At 62.6% G+C, this 20,174-nt stretch carries 17 protein-coding genes; 12 read left to right on the plus strand and 5 right to left on the minus strand.

What is annotated here, in order from left to right; genetic code table 11:
• Positions 1–33 precede the first annotated feature (33 nt).
• From ACSQ27_RS15130 to ACSQ27_RS15140, 3 genes are all read right to left on the minus strand, one after another.
• On the minus strand, positions 34–1,038 hold the full coding sequence (locus tag ACSQ27_RS15130; RefSeq protein ID WP_436156328.1) for a sialic acid TRAP transporter substrate-binding protein SiaP: 1,005 nt from the start codon (positions 1,036–1,038) through the stop codon (positions 34–36).
• An 84-nt stretch (positions 1,039–1,122) separates the two neighbouring features.
• On the minus strand, positions 1,123–2,085 hold the full coding sequence (locus ACSQ27_RS15135; protein ID WP_436156329.1) for a tripartite tricarboxylate transporter substrate binding protein: 963 nt from the start codon (positions 2,083–2,085) through the stop codon (positions 1,123–1,125).
• Between the two features lie 89 nt (positions 2,086–2,174).
• Positions 2,175–2,918 (minus strand): FadR/GntR family transcriptional regulator, encoded by a 744-nt coding sequence (locus tag ACSQ27_RS15140; RefSeq protein ID WP_436156330.1) that lies wholly within the window; start codon positions 2,916–2,918, stop codon positions 2,175–2,177.
• 139 nt (positions 2,919–3,057) lie between these two features.
• Between ACSQ27_RS15140 and ACSQ27_RS15145 the strand changes: the two genes are divergently transcribed.
• Genes ACSQ27_RS15145 through ACSQ27_RS15155 form a run of 3 tightly spaced genes read left to right on the plus strand, consistent with a single transcriptional unit; the run spans position 3,058 to position 5,415 of the window.
• Positions 3,058–3,792, plus strand: a complete 735-nt coding sequence (locus ACSQ27_RS15145; protein ID WP_436156331.1) for an SDR family oxidoreductase — start codon at positions 3,058–3,060, stop codon at positions 3,790–3,792.
• The gene (locus ACSQ27_RS15150) at positions 3,789–4,535 is read left to right on the plus strand and encodes an SDR family NAD(P)-dependent oxidoreductase (RefSeq protein WP_436156332.1); all 747 of its coding nucleotides are present in this window, start codon (positions 3,789–3,791) and stop codon (positions 4,533–4,535) included. Before ACSQ27_RS15145 ends, ACSQ27_RS15150 begins: the two co-directional genes overlap by 4 nt.
• Before the next feature lie 31 nt (positions 4,536–4,566).
• On the plus strand, positions 4,567–5,415 hold the full coding sequence (locus tag ACSQ27_RS15155) for a fumarylacetoacetate hydrolase family protein (RefSeq protein WP_436156333.1): 849 nt from the start codon (positions 4,567–4,569) through the stop codon (positions 5,413–5,415).
• A 140-nt stretch (positions 5,416–5,555) separates the two neighbouring features.
• Here ACSQ27_RS15155 and ACSQ27_RS15160 read toward each other — a convergent pair whose 3' ends face one another.
• Both ACSQ27_RS15160 and ACSQ27_RS15165 read right to left on the minus strand, forming a co-directional pair.
• On the minus strand, positions 5,556–6,065 hold the full coding sequence (locus tag ACSQ27_RS15160) for a hypothetical protein (RefSeq protein ID WP_436156334.1): 510 nt from the start codon (positions 6,063–6,065) through the stop codon (positions 5,556–5,558).
• Positions 6,062–9,868 (minus strand): RHS repeat-associated core domain-containing protein, encoded by a 3,807-nt coding sequence (locus ACSQ27_RS15165; protein WP_436156335.1) that lies wholly within the window; start codon positions 9,866–9,868, stop codon positions 6,062–6,064. The genes ACSQ27_RS15160 and ACSQ27_RS15165 overlap by 4 nt, the downstream gene beginning before the upstream one ends.
• A 318-nt stretch (positions 9,869–10,186) precedes the next feature.
• Here ACSQ27_RS15165 and ACSQ27_RS15170 point away from each other — a divergent pair, with 318 nt between their 5' ends.
• The 9 genes from ACSQ27_RS15170 to ACSQ27_RS15210 all read left to right on the plus strand — a co-directional run bounded on the left by ACSQ27_RS15170 (position 10,187) and on the right by ACSQ27_RS15210 (position 20,075).
• Positions 10,187–10,936 (plus strand): TetR/AcrR family transcriptional regulator, encoded by a 750-nt coding sequence (locus ACSQ27_RS15170; protein WP_436156336.1) that lies wholly within the window; start codon positions 10,187–10,189, stop codon positions 10,934–10,936.
• Between the two features lie 19 nt (positions 10,937–10,955).
• Positions 10,956–12,752, plus strand: coding sequence for an acyl-CoA dehydrogenase C-terminal domain-containing protein (locus tag ACSQ27_RS15175; RefSeq protein WP_436156337.1), 1,797 nt, complete (start codon positions 10,956–10,958; stop codon positions 12,750–12,752).
• A 28-nt stretch (positions 12,753–12,780) separates the two neighbouring features.
• Entirely contained in the window at positions 12,781–13,215 is a 435-nt protein-coding gene (locus ACSQ27_RS15180) for a DUF2147 domain-containing protein (protein ID WP_436156338.1), read from the plus strand.
• Positions 13,216–13,371: 156 nt separating this feature from the next.
• On the plus strand, positions 13,372–15,786 hold the full coding sequence (locus tag ACSQ27_RS15185) for a 3-hydroxyacyl-CoA dehydrogenase/enoyl-CoA hydratase family protein (protein ID WP_436156339.1): 2,415 nt from the start codon (positions 13,372–13,374) through the stop codon (positions 15,784–15,786).
• A gap of 145 nt (positions 15,787–15,931) precedes the next feature.
• Positions 15,932–16,441, plus strand: a complete 510-nt coding sequence (locus ACSQ27_RS15190) for a DUF4442 domain-containing protein (protein WP_436156340.1) — start codon at positions 15,932–15,934, stop codon at positions 16,439–16,441.
• An 8-nt stretch (positions 16,442–16,449) separates the two neighbouring features.
• Complete coding sequence (locus ACSQ27_RS15195) at positions 16,450–16,953, plus strand: endonuclease domain-containing protein (protein WP_436156341.1); 504 nt, start codon at positions 16,450–16,452, stop codon at positions 16,951–16,953.
• Positions 16,950–18,149, plus strand: a complete 1,200-nt coding sequence (locus ACSQ27_RS15200; protein WP_436156342.1) for an acetyl-CoA C-acyltransferase — start codon at positions 16,950–16,952, stop codon at positions 18,147–18,149. Before ACSQ27_RS15195 ends, ACSQ27_RS15200 begins: the two co-directional genes overlap by 4 nt.
• A 194-nt stretch (positions 18,150–18,343) precedes the next feature.
• Positions 18,344–19,222, plus strand: a complete 879-nt coding sequence (locus tag ACSQ27_RS15205; RefSeq protein WP_436156343.1) for an alpha/beta hydrolase family protein — start codon at positions 18,344–18,346, stop codon at positions 19,220–19,222.
• A 28-nt stretch (positions 19,223–19,250) separates the two neighbouring features.
• The gene (locus tag ACSQ27_RS15210) at positions 19,251–20,075 is read left to right on the plus strand and encodes an acyl-CoA thioesterase (RefSeq protein ID WP_436156344.1); all 825 of its coding nucleotides are present in this window, start codon (positions 19,251–19,253) and stop codon (positions 20,073–20,075) included.
• Positions 20,076–20,174 lie beyond the last annotated feature (99 nt).

Raw genomic sequence — 20,174 nt, forward strand, 5'->3', positions numbered from 1 at the left:
GGCCGGCCGCGCAGCAAACGTCTATGGCACTTCTTATTTAAGATTAATGATGCGGTCGTAATCGGCTTGACGGTAGCCCTGGTCCGCGGGCGAAGTGTTCTTCAGCACCGCTGCGCGGAAGGCGTTCTTGTCGACCGTGATCACGTTGTTGCCTTTTTTCTTGAACTCCTCGACCAGCCGGGCTTCCGAGGCGATGATCTCGCGGCCGGTCTTTTCGGCGGCTTCCAGCATCACGTCGCTGAAGATCTTTTTCTCGTCGGCACTGAGCTTGCCCCAGAGCTGGCCCGAGACCACGGTCAGCAGCGAGTCGACGATATGGCCGGTCAGCGAGATGTTCTTCTGCACTTCAAAGAACTTTTTGGCTTCGATGGTGGGCAGGGGGTTCTCCTGCGCGTCCACCGTGCCGTTCTGCAGCGCCAGGTACACCTCGGCAAAGGCAATCGGCGTCGGGTTGGCGCCCAGCGCCTTGGGGAAGGCCATATAGGCCGGCGCGTCAGGCACGCGGATCTTCAGGCCCTTCATGTCTTCGGGCTTGGTGATGGGGCGGGCCGCGCTGGAGGTCACATGGCGCGCGCCGTAGTAATTGAGCGCGGTGATGTGGTTGCCGCTCTTTTGATCGTAGCCGGCGGCCAGTTCCCTGAATACGTCGCTGTTGGCGAACTTGAGCTGGTGCTCGGCGTCGCGGAAGATAAAGGGGAAGTAGCCGATCGCCAGCGGCTGGTAGGTGCGGCCGGCAAAACTCGCGCCCGTCAGGATGATGTCCACGGTGCCCAGGGTCAGGCCCTGGTTGATGTCGGCCTCCTTGCCCAGCGTGGAGGCCGGAAACACCTGGATCTCGTACTTGCCGTTGGTGCGTTTTTTGATCTCGTCGCCGGCCCAGACCGACCACTTGTGGAAGGGCTCGGAAGTTTCATAGACGTGCGCCCATTTGAGCTTGGTTTGCGCGGCGGCAATGCCGGAAAAGCCCAGGGCCCCCGCCATCAGCGCGCAGGCGGCGATGGCTTTGACGGCGAATCGTTTTTGGTGGAATGCATTCATGGTTGTCTCCTCAAAAAAGGTGTTGCTGGCATGAAAAGGGAAAACGGCCGTGCGCGCCAGCGCGCACGCCGTGAAGCTGCTGCCTCAGTTCTTCAGGTTGAGCTTGCTCACGAGTTGCTTGAAGTTGTCGTTGTCGCGCACCATCTGCGCCTTGAAGGCGGGGCCGTCGGCATAGGCATAGCCCAGGTTGAGCTTGTCCATGACCTCGCGCATGACGGGTTCGTCGGCGGCCTTCTTGCTGAAGGCCCGGATGTTTTCCACGACTTCAGGCGGCGTGCCCTTGGCCACGCCCAAGCCGCGCCAGGTGCCTATGGACAGGTCTATCTTGCGTTCCTTCATCGTCGGCACATTCTCGAAACCTTTGACGCGCTGGTCGGCCATCACGCCGAGAATCTTCAGCTTGCCGGCGGCCACGTGCACCGCGACCTCGGCCGGGCTCACGCCCACGGCGTCCACATGGCCGCCCAGCAAGGCCAGCACGGCGGGGCCGGCGCCCTGGAAGGGGATGTGGTTGAACTTGGCGCCGGTTTTTTCTTCCAGCGAGGCGGCGGCCAGGTGCCAGATCGAGCCGTTGCCGGCGTTGCCGACCTTCACGTCGCTGCCGGTCTTTTTGGCGGCGGCCAGGAAGTCTTCAATCGTGTTGTAGGGTGAATCCGCGCGCACCGTGATGGCGGCCGGGTCGGCGTTGAGGCGGGCGATGGGGATGAAATCGTCCTGCGTGATCTTGGTGATGCCCATGTGCGGCAATATGGTCACCTCGACGAAGAGCATGGCGATCTTGTAGCCGTCGGGCTTGGCGTTCACCACGTCGGCCAGGCCGATGGCGCCGCTGGCGCCCGGCTTGTTGTAGACCACCAGCGATTGGGTCGTGTATTTTTTGGCCGCTTCGGCATAGGCGCGCGCCAGCGAGTCGGTGCCGCCGCCGGGCTGGAAGGCCACCATCACTTCAATCGGCTTGTTCGGGTAGGGCTGGGCCCAGGCGCCGCCGCAGAGGCCGGTGAGCAGCAGGGCTGCGGCCAGCCGTCGGGTGCGGGTCAGGAAATTCATGCGTGTCTCGCTTTCTTTTTTATAAGGATCAAGTTGCTGTGGAGGGGAAATGAGGGGAAATCTCCGGGTGCGGGATGCTGCTTTTTTTCTTATTTCTTGGGTGCTTTTGATTGTTTGGTGGTCCGGCGCCAGCTCACGCTGAAGCGCTTGTGCGACTGGTCCATGTGTGCGTGCATGGCCGCGCGCGCGGCATCCGGGTCGTGCTTGCACACTGCGTCAAAAATCGCCTCGTGCTCCGCGATCGCCGAACGCCAGGATTCGACAGTTTCAAAATGGCCGCCCAGGCGTTCGAACAGCGGGCCACGCCGCGAATCCCAGAAGCGCTGTATGGTTTCAATCAGCACCACGTTGCCGCAGGATTCGACAATGGCGCTGTGAAACGCGCGGTCGCCGTTCAGCGGCAGCACGCCGCGGTCTGCGTCAAGTTTCATGCTGGCAATGGCCTTGTCCATGGCGTCTATGTGTTTGCGTTTGGCCTGGGTGGCGGCCATGGCGGCGACTTCGCCTTCGACCACGCGGCGCGCGCGTATCAATTCCAGCGGGCCCCATTCATCGGGCGGGATCTGCTCGGCCCGGCCGTTGGCGTGGCTGGGCGCCTTGCTGCGGTCCAGCACATAGACGCCCGAGCCGGTGCGCACCTCGACCCAGCCCTCGACTTCCATCGCGATCAGCGCCTCTCGCACCGAAGGCCGGCTCACGCCCAGCTGCCGCGCCAGGTCGCGCTCGGCCGGCAGGCGCGCGCCCACGGCCCATTCGCCGGCGGAGATCAGCGTGCGCAACTGCTCGGCGATCTGGCGATACAGGCGTTGCGGTTCGACGGTCTGCAGGGGCATGGGATGAAAACGGGAGGGAAAGAGAAAAAAGGGAAAAAGGCGACTTAAGGGTTAGCCAGAATTGGACAAGTGGTCAGGCCAATTGATAATCCCATGAAACCCCCGGGCCAACATCCGGCAAAACCCTGTAGGAGCACTGATGAGACTTGAAGGAAAAAAAGCACTGGTCACCGCGGCGGGCCAGGGCATTGGGCGCGCCAGCGCGCTGGCGCTGGCGGCCGAAGGCGCGCAGGTCTGGGCCACCGACCTGAACCCCCAACTGCTGGAAAGCTACCAGGGCGTGGCCAACGTCACCGCGCTGCCACTGAACGTGCTCGACAAGGCCGCCATCCATAAATTGGTGGGCAGCTTGCCGGCGCTGGACGTGCTGTTCAACTGCGCGGGTTTTGTGCACGGCGGCACGGCGCTGCAGGCCACCGATGAAGAGCTTGAATTCGCCTTCCAGCTCAATGTGCGCGCGCAGTTCTGGATGATCCAGGCCGTGCTGCCGAAAATGCAGGCCCAGAAACGCGGCAGCATCATCAACATGGCCAGCGTCTGCGGCAGCATCAAGGGCCTGCCCAACCGCTTTATCTACGGCACGACCAAGGCCGCGGTGATAGGCCTCACCAAAAGCGTGGCGGCCGACTTTGTGGCCGACGGCGTGCGCTGCAATGCGATCTGCCCCGGCACCGTCGACACGCCTTCGCTGCAGGACCGCATCAACGCCAACGCCGACCCGGTGGAGGCGCGCAAGGCCTTTATTGCGCGCCAGCCGCTGGGGCGCCTGGCCCAGGCGCATGAAATCGCGCCGCTGGTGGTGTTCCTGGCCAGCGACGAAGCCGCTTTTGTGACCGGCCAGGCCTACAACATCGACGGCGGCATCACCATATGAACCAGCTCGACCTGAAGGGGCGGCACGCCGTCGTGACAGGTGGTGCGGTCGGCCTGGGCTTTGCGGTTGCGCAGCGCATGCTGGCCTCGGGCGGCACGGTCACCTTGTGGGACATCAAGCCCGAAGCGCTGGCCCAGGCCAAAGAGGCGCTGGGGGCCGGTGTGCACACCGTGGCCGTCGATGTGGGCAGCCATGCCAGCGTGGTGGAGGCGGTCAAACAGACGGTGGCCCACAACCCGGCCATTGATGCGCTGGTCAATTCGGCCGGCATCACCGGCCCCAACGTCAAGCTCTGGGACTACCCGCCCGAGCAGTGGATGCAGGTGCAGCAGGTCAACCTCAACGGGCTGTTTTTCTGCTGCCGCGAAGTGGTGCCGCACATGCGCGCGCGCAACTACGGGCGCATCGTCAACATCGCCTCGGTCGCCGGCAAGGAGGGCAACCCCAACGCCAGCGCCTACAGCGCCAGCAAGGCCGCGGTGATCGCCTTGACCAAATCGCTGGGCAAGGAACTCGCCGACACCGGTGTGCGCGTCAACTGCGTCACGCCGGCCGCCGTCAAGACGCCGATTTTTGAGCAGATGACGCCCGAGTTCATCCAGTTCATGCTTTCTAAAATCCCCATGGGCCGCTTCGGCACGCCCGATGAGGTGGCCGCCATGGTGAGCTGGCTGTGCACAGAAGATTGCTCTTTTTCGACCGGCGCCGTGTTTGATCTTTCCGGCGGCCGTTCAACGTACTAACTTTTAACCTGATTCATCAAAAGGAAAAACCATGAAACTCGTTCGTTATGGCAACCCCGGCAAGGAAAAGCCCGGCCTCATCGATGCCAATGGCAAGCTGCGCGACCTGAGCGGCATCATCAAGGACATAGGCCCCGAGCAGCTCGGCGACGCCGCGCTGGCCAAGCTCGCCAAGCTCAAGACCGACAAGCTGCCGCTGGTCAAGGGCTCGCCGCGCTACGGCAGCCCGGTCACCGGCACGCGCAAGTTCATCGCTATCGGCCTGAACTACGCCGACCACGCCGCCGAATCGGGCTTGCCGATTCCGGCCGAGCCCGTCGTCTTCATGAAAGCCACCAGCTGCATCCAGGGCCCCAACGACCCCATCATGCTGCCCAAGAACTCGGTCAAGACCGACTGGGAAGTCGAGCTCGGCGTGATCATCGGCAAGCAGGCCCGCTACGTTTCGCAAAAAGCCGCGCTGGACCACGTGGCCGGCTACTGCACCATCAACGACGTCAGCGAACGCGAGTTCCAGATCGAGCGCGGCGGCACCTGGGACAAGGGCAAAGGCTGCGACACCTTCGGCCCCCTGGGCCCCTGGCTGGTCACGCGCGACGAAGTGCCGAATCCGCAGAAGCTGTCGATGTGGCTGGAAGTCAACGGCAAGCGCGTGCAGAACGGCAGCACCAAGACCATGATCTTCAGCGTCGCCAAAATCATCAGCTACGTGAGCCAGTTCATGACCCTGGAACCCGGCGACGTGATCACCACCGGCACCCCGCCCGGCGTCGGCCTGGGCATGAAGCCGCCGGTCTTCCTGAAAAAGGGCGACACCATGTCGCTGGGGATCGAGGGTTTGGGTGAGCAGCACCAGACCGTAATCCCATTCAAGCTCTGATGGCGTCCAGGGCCTGGGCTGTAAGCCTGGGCCCGGCCATGGCGGTGATGGGTTCGCGGGTGCGTGCGAACCTATTTGTTTGACGCTAAAGGCCATGCCCAGCATCTGATCCGGTTCCCGAATCAGTCCGAATCATCCCGTTACCGGCACTTGACTTCAAGCTTTGCCAGCCGCTCCCGGTACGCAAGAACCGTTCTTTTTCGAACAGCCATCCCTGCTTCATTTGCATATGTCTCTGGTGAAAATGCCACCGGGCACATAGTTCTAATAGACAAAGAATCTTCAGCTCGTATTTCCGAAGGGCAGTTTGAGATGCCAATGTAGATGTTAAGCATCGAATCGAATTCTCTCGCCGTCTTCTGAGCCCTGTCTTTCTGGCCTGCCTGGCATTGAGCATTTGCAATCCGCCAGTAGATTAAAAAGTTGGGGCTTTCAAAAAAATCCAGTGCAGCCGCTTTTTCATAGAGTTCCAGGGCCGCTTTTGGCTTGCCGCGTTCCAGGTATTCGTTGCCCCTGCATACCAGCTGTGGATATTCAGGAGCCATTTCACTCATTGACTTGGAACAAAAGAACTCTCGCGCTTGACCAGACGCGTTGGCCGAAAGAAAAAAGAGCGCGCTCCAAGCGGTCCACTTGCATATCGATTTCATCTTCCGTCTTTCATGAAATAGAACGGGTCAACTACTTGGCCCGCATTTCGTATTTCCACATGGACGTGATTAGTCATTGTGCCGTTGTACTTTATGCCGAGATTCTGAGCTCGTCCTATCGCGTCACCGGGTTCGACCCGCATTCCAATCGCGACTGGATAGGGCGAAATATAGAAAATCTTTGCGCTTTGTCCAGCCTCATTTGTAATTTCAACTCCCGTCAGGCGTGTGTCCGTTGCATAGGGATAGAGCACTCGACGCACCACACCACCAATCGGTGAAAGTATTTCTTCTCCAGGGAACGCTACGAAATCCATCCCCTGATGTGTTCGTGCCCCGCCGTCTCGACTAACACCATATGCGCCGGACCCATACCCATCCCGTCCTCGCATTCCACCATGCTCTGTGGGAGTACACCCGTAAGTCAAGCAGTAGTTAAAGAGATACCCAAATGCCGCAGTAACCGCTCCATTCTCAAACTTCCCGCCGGCAATCATGGCGCCCACGCCGCCACTGATCGCCGTAGCCACTCCATTGGCTACATCGCCTCCAACATTGATGTTGTTAGTCGCGAACTTGCCGAATACCGCGCTTGCAGCACCGGCGCCGCAATTGCCGCCACCCATGGCAGCACTGGCACATCCTGCACCAGCGTGTGCAGCGTACCGTGCAAATGAATCCGCTTCCCCTACAGTGCCTGCCGCGGTAAATAACATGGTCGTTGCGTAGGTAGTAGCCCCTGCTCTATAAGCCGCAGTTACGGACCCAGTGCTTTGGTAAGCGTAGTACGAAGACCAGATCGCTCCGCCGCAACCGCCGCAAATGGCAGTGAAAGCCGTTGCCGCGATCTGTCCGGCAGCGTAGAGCACCGGGTTGTTCATCACATACCGGTCGACCTGCTTTTGCCCCGGTTGCGCTGCGACGAGATTGAACATGTTCCGGGTGGAAGGGAAGACTGAGAATGCATTGAATGCCTTGAACATTCCCCCCAAAGTGCTGCTCAACCAGCCGTAGCCACTGGGATCAACCAGGCGCAAAGGGTTGTTGCGAACATAGGCATAGCGGTTGTAGTTCTGCAAATCACTGGCGTTGTCGATGAAGGGGTCTGAACTCATAAACCTGCCAACCAATGGGTCATAAATGCGCCCATTCATGTGGATCACCCCCATCTCATCGAGGTGCTCATGCATGGTGTAGCCTCGGTCGGTGTTGAATCCCACAATGGAATCCAGCACGTCCGGTCTGCCATTCACAAATCGCCGCTTGCCCCAGGGGTCAAAGGCCATGCGCTCGACGGCTGTGCCCGTTTCATCACTGATCGCGACCACGCTGCCCAGGTGATCGTTGTGGAAGTAACGGGTGCTGGTAGCCGGTGTTGAACCGAGTGCTCCCGTGCGGTTCACAAACAAGGCAAATGCCACCCCGCCGGCACTGACGTAATGTTTGTTCTCGGTAATGCCGCTGGCGAGCTGTTCCTTCTCGTAGCTCAGGCCCAGGCTGTCTTCGCCATTGAGGTACCAGGTCGTGCCCGGATTCGGTCCGCCCGTGACCACTTGTTTGATGCGCTGGTGCTCGGGGCCATAGACAAATGCCAGCTTCCTGTCCACCGGCCCGGCCGCGCTACCCGCCGTGGTGCCGAGCAGGCTGCCGAAGGTGATGGTGGACGGCATGTTGAAGCTGGTGTAAACCTCTCCCCTGTACGTGTGTCGCCCGTTCACCGCGTCCAGGCTTACCGTGTATTCAAGGTTGCCGTTACCCAAGGGCGTGCCATTGACCGTCTGGGCGCCTGGCTTGTAGTCGTCAAAGGCATAAACCAGCTGGCGTGTGCCGGTCAGCGCGATCTGCGCACCCGGCGCCGTCTCCAGCGTGATATTGGTCATGCGGTTGGGACGTGCGCCGTCATACCAATAGCGGCCTACGTCGCTCTTGTAAGTGATGTTGCCCCGGGCGTCATACATGACCTGGGTGGTGGTCGGTGGGCTGACCGCCCCGCCCAGCAGGGTGTTCAAGGTCAGCCGGTTCAGGCTGTCATAGCTGAAGCTCTCCTGGGTGCCGACACCGGGTGAGTTGTCGGCGCGGGTCGTCAGGTTGCCCAGGGAGTCATAGGTATAGCTCTGGTTCAGCACATTGGCGGTGGCCTGCCCCGCTTTGGTGGCAGTCTGCCCACTGAGCCGACCGTTGGCCTCGTTGTAGGCCTTGACGGTGGTGACCTGGTTGCCTTGTTTGTACTGGGTGATATGGCCTTGGGCATCCATGGCCAGCACTTCATAACTCACGGTCTGGGTAAAGCCGCCGGTGCCGCCGCCGTTGACCTGCTTGAGATAGCCACTCGCGCTGTAGACATAGCGGGCTTGGTAGCCGGTGGGCCAGGTCTTGCTGGCCATGCGGCCGGTGACGGCGTCGTAGGCGATGCTGACGATTGCCGGGGTCGCCGGGTTGTCGAGCGCGGTGGAGGTGCTGCTGGGCCGGCCCAATGCATCGTAGGTATGTACACGTTTGTAGCCGTTGTCGGCCTTGGCTTCGCAGAGCTTGCCGACACCTTTGCCGCAGGCTGTGCCATCAAACTTTTTGTCATAACTCCACTGGCTGACCAGGTCGGGCTCGGTGCGCTGGACCACGCGGCCCAAGGTGTCGTAGGCCATGGTGACGGCCTGGCCCAGGCTGTCGCGCTGCCAGACCAGTTCACCAAAGGCGTTGTAGCGATACTCCCAGGCGCCCATGGCGGGGTCGGCCATGCTGGTTTTTTGCCCGCGCTGGTTGTAGGCCATGGTGGTGATGGAGCCGGCGGCGTTGGTTCTCAGCAGCTGCCCAAGCGCGTCGTAGCTGTAGATGACCGTGTTGCCCTGGGTGTCGGCCACCTGGGCGACCTGGCCTTGGGCATTCTTGATGCTGGTTTTGGTCTGGCCCTTGCTGTTGGTCGTGACCGTGGTCAGGCCGCTGTAGCTAAAGGTGGTGACGGCAATGCCGCCTGTGGCATCGGAGTCGGGCGACTCTTCACGCGTGACGCGGCCCAGGACATCGTAGGTATAGCGGGCCCAGTAGGCGGTTCCGCCTACCAGCTTGTAGACATTGGATTTTCGCGAAACACGGCCCAGGGCATCGTATTCGGTGTCCTGCACCAGGACAGGCGCAGCACCTGCGCCGTCAAAGCCTGCCGTCTGGCTGCGCACGACGCGACCCAGGGTGTCGTAGTAGCTGCGCTTCTCGGGGGTGCTGGCGACCGCATTGGCCGCGTAGCTTTGTTCGATGGCGACCCACTTGGTCACCGCGCCGCCTATCGGGCCGGGGCAGCTGGTGCCGGCTTCGGTGCAGAGTTTGTAAGCCCAACTGGTGTAGGTGCCGTCGGCACGGGTTTCTTTGGCTTTGCGACCGAAGTCGTCGTATTCCCATCGGGTAGTCAGGCCATTGGGGCCGGTCAAGCTCGATGGGGCACCAAAGCGAGGGTCGTAGGCCTTGGTTTCGCTATGGCCCAGGACGTTGCTGCTGCTCAAGGGGAAGCGGCCGTCGCTACCGTAGCTGCTGCTGGCGCTGCGCGGAGTAGTGGCGCTGGCAATCGCGTAGCCGGTGGCACCAGCGCAGGCAGATGTCGTAACGCCGGTTTTGTTGCCGTAGGCGTCGTAGCTGTAGCTGGTCTGCAGGCAGTCGTTGGGCCTGTCGGGTTCGACCACTTCTTTGACCAGCAGGCCGATGGCGTCGTATTCAAAGCTGCTGCTGCGCGTCTGGGTGTCGGCCTGGGCCTGGCTCCAGACTAGCGTTGCCAGCAGGACCATGGCCGCGAGGCCTCTGTGAATGTTGTGTTCCATCTTGGCTCCCTGCCCTCTGTTTTTTTGAGTGGATCGGAATTTGCCGTGGATTATTCCGGCCGTGGCAGGGCCGCCCGGGCTGCTTTGCCTGCGCCCGGACAATGTTTGGTACAAAGTTTGAAATAAGCGGCAGGGGAGGTCGCTTGTGCAAAGCCTTCCGCTCCAGGGGCGCAAAAAACCTCTAATACAGCCAAGGGTTTACCCGCGCCGGGGTTAGAACTGGGTCCCTATAAGCAGGCACCCAACAACCCCTGCTTGCCGATGGTCATCAAAGTGTTGCAAAATAGAACGACCGTTCGTTTTATTTTGTAGCACCCCATGCCCGTCACAGAACTCCCCGCCAAAGCCTCCCGCGCCCCCGCCCTGGGCAGCGCCATGGCCAAAAGCCAGCAAAAAGGCCAGCAGACCAAGGCGGCCATTGTGGATGCGGCCCTGGGCCTGGCGACGCAGATCGGGCTCGAGGGCCTGAGCATAGGCGCGCTGGCCGAGGTCATGCGCATGAGCAAGTCCGGCGTGTTCGCCCATTTCGGCTCGCGCGAGGAGCTGCAGATCTCCGTGATCCGTGAATACCACGTGCGTTTTGAAGAGGAAGTCTTCTTCCCGGCCCTGCAGCAGCCACGCGGCCTGCCGCGCCTGGCGGCGCTGTTTCACAACTGGATGAAGCGCACCTCGCTCGAGATCGATTCGGGCTGCCTGTACATCAGCGGCGCCGTTGAATTTGACGACAGGCCGGGCCCGGTGCGCGATGCGCTCGCGGGTTCGGTGCGCACCTGGCTGGCCGCCATGTACCGCGCCGTGGTGCAGGCCAAGGAGGCCGGCCACCTGCGGCCCGACGCCGACGAACACCAGATGGCTTTTGAAATCCACGGCCTGATCCTGGCGCTGCATTACGAGGCGCGCTTCCTGAAGACGCCGGGCTCCATGGACCGCGCCAACACGGGCTTTGCCAACATCCTGGGGCGTTACGGCGCTGACGCCGCCGCGCCTTCCACCCCTTCCACCCCTTCCACCTCCTCCGCTTCGCCCAAAAAAGCTTCGGGCAAAGCCTCCCCTTCCAAACCGGTTTAACGCTAAAGGACCCACCCCCATGCCACAGTACAGCCCGCCCCTGCGCGACATGCAATTCGTCATGCACGAAGTGCTCAAGGTCACCGATGAATTCAAGGCCATCCCCAAGCACGCGGACGTCGACGTCGAGACCATCAACGCGGTGCTCGAGGAAGCCGGCAAGTTCGCCGCCGAAGTGACCTTTCCGCTGAACATCAGCGGCGACGAAGAGGGCTGCAAGCTCGACAAGACCACGCATGAAGTCACGCCGCCCAAAGGTTTCAAGGAAGCCTATGCGCAGTACGTCGAGGGCGGCTGGGCCGCGCTGAGCTGCGACCCCGAATACGGCGGCCAGGGCCTGCCTTTTGTGCTGAACCAGTGCCTCTATGAAATGCTGAACTCGGCCAACCAGGCCTGGACCATGTACCCGGGCCTCTCGCACGGCGCTTACGAGGCCCTGCATGCCCACGGCACCGACGAGCAGAAAAAGCTCTACCTGCCCAAGCTCACCAGCGGCGAATGGACGGGCACCATGTGCCTGACCGAGCCGCATTGCGGCACCGACCTGGGCCTCTTGCGCACCAAGGCCGAACCGCAGCCCGACGGCACTTACCGCCTGACCGGCAACAAGATCTTCATCAGCGCCGGTGAGCACGACATGGCCGCCAACATCGTGCACCTGGTGCTGGCCCGCCTGCCGGACGCGCCCCAGGGCAGCAAGGGCATCAGCCTGTTCGCCGTGCCCAAGTTCAACATCGGCAAGGACGGCGCCCTCGGTTCTCGTAACGGCATCTACTGCGGCGGCCTGGAGCACAAGATGGGCATCCACGGCAACGCCACCGCGCAGATGGTGCTCGAAGACGCCGTCGGCACCATGGTGGGCGCGCCCAACAAGGGCCTGGCCGCGATGTTCGTGATGATGAATGCCGCCCGCCTGGGCGTAGGCAACCAGTCGCTGGGGCTGACCGAAGTGGCCTTCCAGAACGCGCTGGCCTATGCCAAGGACCGCATCCAGATGCGTTCGCTGTCCGGCGTCAAGGCCAAGGACAAGCCCGCCGACCCCATCATCGTGCACCCCGACGTGCGCAAGATGCTGCTGACGGCCAAGGCCTACGCCGAAGGCGGCCGGGCGCTGGCCATCTACTGCACGCTGCTGCTCGACAAGGAACTGCACCACCCTGACGAGAAGGTGCGCAAGGATTCCGGCGAAATCGTCGCCTTGCTCACGCCCATCGTCAAAGCCTTCCTGACCGACAACGGCCACATTTCCACCAACGCCTGCATGCAGGTCTTCGGCGGCCACGGCTTCATCAAGGAATGGGGCATGGAGCAGTTCGTGCGTGACAACCGCATCAACATGATTTACGAAGGCACCAACACCATCCAGTCGCTGGACCTGCTGGGCCGCAAGGTGCTGGGGAACAACGGCGCCACGCTGAAGAAATTCGGCAAGGTGATTGGCGCGCTGATCGCCGAGGAAGGCGTCAACGAGAAGATGGCCGAGTTCATCAACCCGCTGGCCTACCTGGCCGACCAGATGACCAAGTTCACCACCGAGCTGGGCTTCAAGGGCTTCCAGAACCCCGACGAAGTGGGCGCTGCCGCCGTCGACTACCTGCGCGTGGCCGGCCACCTGGTGTTCGGCTACTTCTGGGCACTCATGGCCCAAACCGCGCTGCGCGAGATCGCCGCGGGCAACACCGACAAGTTCTACGTGGCCAAGCTGCAGACCGCGCGCTTTTATTTCGCCAAGCTGTTCCCCGAAACCGCCACGCTGATGCGCACGGCGCGCGCCGGCAGCAAGCCCTTGATGGAAACCGACGAAGCACTGGCTTGAGCTTTTTTACAGATCAACGGGAGACACCATGAAACGCAAATTGCTGATCATCGCCTTGAGTCTTGTCGCTATCCCCGCCCTTGCCCAGAACACGCCGGTCGGCTTGTGGCGCGGCTTTGACGAAAAGACCGGCGAGCCAAAATTCGAAGTCCGCATCGCGGAAACCGGTGGTGTGCTGAACGGCAAGGTCGAAAAGCGCCTGTCTCCCGGCGTCAAGCCTGACGACATCTGTACCGAATGCACGGATGACCGCAAGGACAAGCCGCGCCTGGGCCTTGAAATCATTCGCGGTGCCAAGAAGTCGCCCGACGGCGACGTTTGGGAAGGCGGCAAGATCCTCGATCCCGAGAATGGCAAAAGCTACACCCTCAAGATGACACCCATCGAGAGTGGCAAGAAGATGGAAGTCCGCGGATCCATCGGGCCTTTTGGCCGCACCCAGACCTGGACAAGAATTAACTAACTGATTGAACACCCCGCCTGCGGCTCACTGCGTGTAGCCACATCCCCCCTTGCAGGGGCGACAGCTGTGGCCCGGCGAAGCCGGTTCCACGCTGTCACTTGCCTGGGATTGGGAAGAGATTCGATACAAGATAAGCAACCCATAAGGAACGAAACAATGTCACGATTCCAAGTCAAAAAAGTCGCCGTGCTCGGCGCCGGCGTCATGGGCGCGCAGATCGCCGCCCACCTGGTCAACGTCAAGGTGCCGGTGATCCTGTTCGACCTGCCCGCCAAGGAAGGCCCGAAGAACGGCATCGTCATCAAGGCGGTCGAAGGCCTCAAGAAGCTCAAGCCGGCCCCGCTGGGCGTGCCCGAAGACGCGGCGCTGATCCAGCAGGCCAACTATGAAGAAAACATGGAGCTGTTGCGCGAATGCGACCTCGTCATCGAGGCCATCGCCGAGCGCATGGACTGGAAGACCGACCTGTACCACAAGATCGCGCCCTTCATCGCCGAGGGCGCCATCGTGGCCAGCAACACCTCGGGCCTGTCCATCACCAAGCTCAGCGAGGCGCTGCCCGAATCCATCAAGCCGCGTTTCTGCGGCATCCACTTCTTCAACCCGCCGCGCTATATGACGCTGGTTGAGTTGATCAACACGCCGACCACCGAACCCAAGGTGCTGGACGACCTGGAAGCCTTCGTCACCAGCGCGCTGGGCAAGGGCGTGATACGCGCCCACGACACACCCAACTTCATCGCCAACCGCGTCGGCATCGCCAGCATGCTGGCCACCATCAAGGAGGCCGATGCCTTCAAGCTCACGTATGACGTGGTCGACGACCTGACCGGCAAGAAGCTGGGCCGCGCGAGCTCAGGCACCTTCCGCACCGCCGACGTGGTGGGCCTGGACACCATGGCCCACGTCATCAAGACGCTGCAGGACAACCTTGGCCCCGGCAAGGTGGAGGACCCGTTTGCCGACATCTACGGCACACCGCCCGTGCTGGCCAAGCTGCTGGAATCAAAAAGCCTGGGCCAGAAGACCGGCGCCGGCTTCTACAAAAAACAGGGACGCGACATCCTGCGCCTGGACCCGGAAAGCATGGAATACGTTCCGGCCGGCGCCAAGGCCAATGAGGTCGTGGGCCGCATGCTCAAAAAGCCCGCGGGCGAGCGCCTGAAGCTTTTGCGCGAAGCCGAGGGCGCTGAAGCGCGCTTCCTCTGGGCCATCCTGCGCGACCAGTTCCACTATGCCGCCGTGCACCTCGAAAGCATCGCCGAAACCGCGCGCGACATCGACTTCGCGATGCGCTGGGGTTTTGGTTCCAAGCAGGGCCCGTTCGAACTCTGGCAGCAGGCCGGCTGGAAGCAGGTCGCGACCTGGATCCAGGAAGACATTGACGCCGGCAAGGCGCTGTCCAAGGCGCCGCTGCCCGAGTGGGTGTTCAAGGGCCCGGTCGCCGAAGCCGGCGGTGTGCACACCGAGCAGGGCTCGTGGAGCGCCTCAGCGAAAAAATTCATCCCGCGCCGCAAGCTGCCGGTGTACGAGCGCCAGTTCTTCCCGGAAGACGTGCTGGGCTCGAAGGCGCCCGCGTTTGAAACGGCCGGCACCACCTTGCATGAAGACGACGCGATCCGCCTCTGGACGCTGGGCGGCGCGAACGACGACGTGCTGATCGCCAGCATCAAGACCAAGATGCACGCCATCAGCCCCGACGTGGCCGAAGGCCTGGCCATGGGCGTGGACCTGGCCGAGAAAAGCTACAAGGGCATGGTCATCTGGTCCAACGACGAGATGTTCTCGGCCGGCGCCGACCTGCAAGCCATGCTGCCCGCCTTCATGATGGGCGGCGCCAAGGCGATTGAAGGCGCGGAAGCCGAACTGCAGAACGTGATGCTCAAGCTGCGCTACGCGGCCGTGCCTGTGGTGTCGGCTATTCGCGGCATTGCGCTGGGCGGCGGCTGCGAAATGGCGGTCTACTCGGCCAAGCGTGTGGCCGCGATGGAAAGCTACATCGGCCTGGTCGAAGTCGGCGTGGGCCTGGTGCCCGGCGCCGGCGGCCTGACCTATATCGCCCGCCGCGCCGCGGAGAACGCCGGCACCTCGACCAACAAGGACATCCTGCCTTTCCTGACCGAAGGCTTCACGGCCGCGGCCATGGCCAAGGTCGGCACCAGCGCGATTGAAAGCCGCAAAATCGGTTATTTGCTCGACAGCGACGTGATCGTGCCGAACAAGGACGAACTGCTTTTCGTCGCGCTCAATGAGGCGCGCGCGCTGTTCAACTCGGGCTACCGCGCGCCGCACAAGCGCCAGTTCCCCGTGGTGGGCCGCAACGGCTGGGCCACCATCAAGGGCCAGCTCGTCAACATGCGCGACGGCGGCTTCATCAGCGCCCACGACTTCCACATCGCCGGCCTGATCGCGGGTGTGGTCTGCGGTGGGGATGTCGATGCCGGCACGCTGGTGACGGAAGAGTATTTGATGACGCTGGAACGCCAGGCATTCTGCTCGCTGCTCGAACACCCCAAGACCCAGGAACGGATCATGGGAATGATGAGCACCGGCAAACCGGTTCGCAATTGATAAAGCTACTGCGGAGCCACCATGCGTCGTTGCAGCCCCAAGAAAATCCTCACGACCTTCAAGGTCGCTCCGGTTTTCTTCGGGCGCCCGCGCCTAGCCTGATGGCTCCTCGCTACGCTTTCTCAACCACGAACAAGTTACCTCTATGACCATACCTGTCCATACCCCCAACCGCCTGGCGCGGCAACTGCAGCGGCTCGATGACGTGCCAGTCTTTGCCCGCTCCTGGTTTCGCAGCGTGGTGCTGCGCCGCGCAGTGCCCTTCACCGGCACCGCCGGCCTGGACTTCCTCGAGATGGGGACGGGCCGCGTCGAGATCGGCATCAAAAACGAGAAAAAGGTGCAGAACCACATCGGCGGCGTGCATGCCTCGGCCATGAACCTGCTGGCGGAAACCGCCACCGGCATGGTGGTGGGCATGAATGTGCGCGACGACTGCATCCCGTTGGCCAAAGAACTGAAGATGGCGTTCAAAAAGCGCGCCACCGGCGCCCTGCGCGCCGTGGCCACGCTGAGCGATGCGCAGCGCGCGGCCATGCAGGCCAGCGACAAGGGTGAGGTCACCGTGCCGGTCACCGTGACCGATGAAGCCGGCGTGAACCCGGTGGAATGCGAATTTGTCTGGGCCTGGATTCCCTCCGGCCCGCGGAAGTAAGCCTGCGCATGAAGACGGTCGACACCCTCACCCCAACCCTCTCCCGCCCGCGGGAGAGGGAGCAAGAGCGGGAGGCCTTTGTGTCTGGCTCCCTCTCCCGCGAGCGGGAGAGGGCGGGGGTGAGGGTGCGTTCCCGTTCCCTGCGCCAGGGACAAACCGATGCGGAGGCCCTGCTGTGGTCGAAGCTGAGAAGCCGGCAACTCAAGGACCTGAAGTTTCGGCGCCAGCATCCAATAGGCCCTTATTTCGCCGATTTCGCATGTATTGAGATAGGTTTGGTCATTGAACTGGATGGCGGCCAGCACGCAGAGGAAGCCGCTGGCAGCCATGACGAGAAACGCGGCAGTGACATGGCCGCCCTGGGTTTTCAAACCTTACGGTTCTGGAACAACGACGTTTTGAGCAAGACAGAGGCTGTACTGGAAAAGATACTGCAAACAGCCGAGACCCTCACCCCCGCCCTCTCCCGCAAGCGGGAGAGGGAGCAAGAAAATAGCAAAGGAACATCATGAGCAAACAAGTCCAGGAAGCCTACATCGTCGCCGCCACGCGCACGCCCATCGGGCGCTCGCACAGGGGCTATTTCCGCAACACGCGGCCCGACGACCTGCTGGTCAAGGCGCTGCAGGCCGCGCTGGCGCAAGTGCCGTCGCTGGACCCGAAGGCAATTGAAGACATTATTTGCGGCTGCGCGATTCCCGAAGGCCCGCAGGGCCTGAACGTGGCGCGCATAGGCGCGGTGCTGGCCGGCCTGCCGACCAGCGTGGGCGGCATCACCGTGAATCGCTTCTGCGCCTCCGGCCTGTCGGCCATCCAGATGGCGGCCGACCGCATCCGTGTGGGCGAGGCCGACGTGATGGTCGCCGCCGGCACCGAGAGCATGAGCATGGTGCCCATGTCGGGCAACTCGCCCTCGCTGTCGCCCAGCATGTTCATGAACGACGAAAACGTCGGCATCGCCTACGGCATGGGCCTGACGGCCGAGAAGGTGGCCCAGCAGTGGAAGGTCTCGCGCGAGGCGCAGGACCAGTTCGCGCTCGAGTCGCATCTCAAGGCCATCAAGGCCCAGCAGGCCGGCGAGTTCAGCAATGAGATCACGCCGGTCGAAGTGACCGACCGCACGGCCAACCTGGAAACCGGCGAGGTGGTCGCCAAGACGCGCACCGTGAGCCTGGACGAGGGCCCGCGCCCCGACACCTCGCTTGAGGGCCTGGCCAAGCTCAAGACGGTGTTTGCCGCGCGCGGTTCGGTCACCGCCGGCAACAGCTCGCAGACCTCTGACGGCGCGGGCGCGCTGGTGCTGGCCAGCGAAAAAGCGGTTAAACAATTCGGCCTCAAGCCGCTCGCGCGTTTTGTGAGCTATGCCGCCAAGGGCGTTCCGCCCGAGATCATGGGCATTGGCCCCATTGAGGCGATTCCCGCCGCCCTGCGTTATGCCGGCCTCAAGCAGGAAGACATCGACTGGTTTGAACTGAACGAGGCCTTTGCCGCGCAGTCGCTGGCCGTGATCAACACGCTCAAGCTGGACGCCTCCAAGGTCAACCGCATGGGTGGCGCAATTGCGCTGGGCCATCCGCTGGGGGCTACGGGTGCGATCCGGGCTGCTACGGTGATTCATGCGCTGCATCGGCATCAACTTAAATACGGAATGGTCACGATGTGCGTAGGGATGGGACAAGGCGCCGCCGGCATCTTCGAGCGCGTTTAGGGCTACTGCGCGGGCGCATTGCGTCGTTGCAGCCCAAAGAAAATCCTCACGACCCTGAAGGTCGCTCCGGTTTTCTTCGGGCGCCCGCGCCTCGCACTGCATCCCGCTCGCTACGCCTTTGAGGCCGTGGTGGTTGAGTCCGTAGTGGTTGAGTCAGTGGCGACAGTGATGGCGATCAACTTTTTGGAGGCTACATGCAAATCCAGACTCTCGACACCGGCACGGCGCAGCTCTCGCTGCGGGTTTACGACGCGACCCTGGCGGCGCACACCAGTGTGGTGATTGGCGGGGCCATGGGGGTGCGGCAGAACTACTACGCACCGTTTGCGCAGTGGCTGTCGAGCCAGGGTTTTCGGGTCACGACCTTTGATTACCGCGGCTCGGGGGATTCGCTGCCGGACTCGGCCAAGGGCAGCCTGCGCGGTTTCAAGGCCGACCTGCTGGATTGGGCCGGCGACTATGAGGCCGTGGTCGATGCTGCCAAGGCGGCTTTGCCGGATGCGCCGCTGTACCTGCTGGGCCATAGCCTGGGCGCGCAGCTGCCGGGTTTTTTGAAGAACCAGGACAAGATCAATGGCCTGGTCAGCATCGCGGCGGGCAGTGGCTACTGGCGCGACAACGCGCCGCAGCTGCGGCGCATGATTTTGTACTTCTGGTACGTGCTGGTGCCGCTGGCGACGCGGCTCTTTGGTTATTTCCCGGGGCGCACGCTGCGCAAGGTCGGCGACCTGCCGGCCGGCGTGATGATGCAGTGGCGCAAGTGGTGTTTGAACCCGCAGTACAGCGTGGGCGCCGAGGGCGAAAGCGCGCGCCTGAGTTACGGCAAGGTCAGCTTCCCGGTCACGGCGCTGTCCATCGCCGATGACGAACTGATGACCTGGCGCGGCACGCAAAACCTCATCAACCTCTATACCAACGCGCCGCGCAGTTTTGAGCGCATCGCGCCGGCCGACCTCCAAGTCAGGCGCATCGGCCATTTCGGGTTCTTCCGCGAGCAGTTCAACAACACCCTGTGGCCGCGCGCCCAGCAGATCATCGAAGGCATGGCCGGCGTCGCCAGGAAGACGGCCTGAACCGCGAAGCTGCTGCACACTTGCCGACATGAGCAATCCCCATTCTTTTGACCAGGCGCTGCGGCTGGCAGCCGCCGGCGCCGACAGGCCCGACACCTGGCTGGGCCACAGCAGCCCTGATTACTGGAACATGGTGGGCCCCTTCGGCGGCACTACGGCGGCCACGGCCTTGCGCGCCATCCTGATGCACCCGGCCCTGCTCGGCGAGCCGGTCGCGCTGACCGTCAACTACGCGGCGGCCATGGCCGAAGGCCCTTTCAGCGTGACGGCCAAACCGGTGCGCACCAACCGCTCGACCCAACACTGGACGGTGGAGCTGTCGCAGGACGGTGACGCCGGCGGTGCCGTGATGACGGCCACCGCCGTCACGGCCGCGCGCCGCGAGACCTGGAGCCTCAACGACACGCCCATGCCCGCGGTGACGCTGGCCGATGCGACGGGCCGGCTGCGCTTTGCCACCTCTGCCTGGACCAACCGCTACGACATGCGGCCGGTGCGCGGCGTGATCCCGCAGGTCTGGGACGGCAGCGGCGTGGACAGCCTGACCCAGCTATGGGTGCGCGACGACCCGCCGCGCCCGCTGGACTTCCCGGCGCTGGCCGCCATGTCCGACGTGTTCTACCCGCGCGTCTGGCTGCGCCGCGCCACGCGTGTGCCGGCCGGCACGGTCTCGATCACGACCTATTTCCATGCGGACAGCCGGCAGCTCGCGGAATGCGGCGAAGGCTTTTTGCTGGGGCAAGCAAAGGCGCAGGCTTTTCGCAACGGCTTTTTTGACCAGACAGCGCAGCTGTGGAGCGGGGCCGGCGTGCTGTTAGCCACCAGTACGCAGATCGTCTATTACAAGGAATAGCCGCCGCCCACAAAACCCTCCTGGCGTTGTTGCGCCGCCTTGCCGTGCTGGTGCACTGTCTGCGGCGACGCGCCTAGCCAGGACCGCTTCGCTGGGTTT

It is taken from the genome of Polaromonas sp. LjRoot131 (assembly GCF_964252805.1).
Classification (GTDB): Bacteria; Pseudomonadota; Gammaproteobacteria; order Burkholderiales; family Burkholderiaceae_C; genus Polaromonas.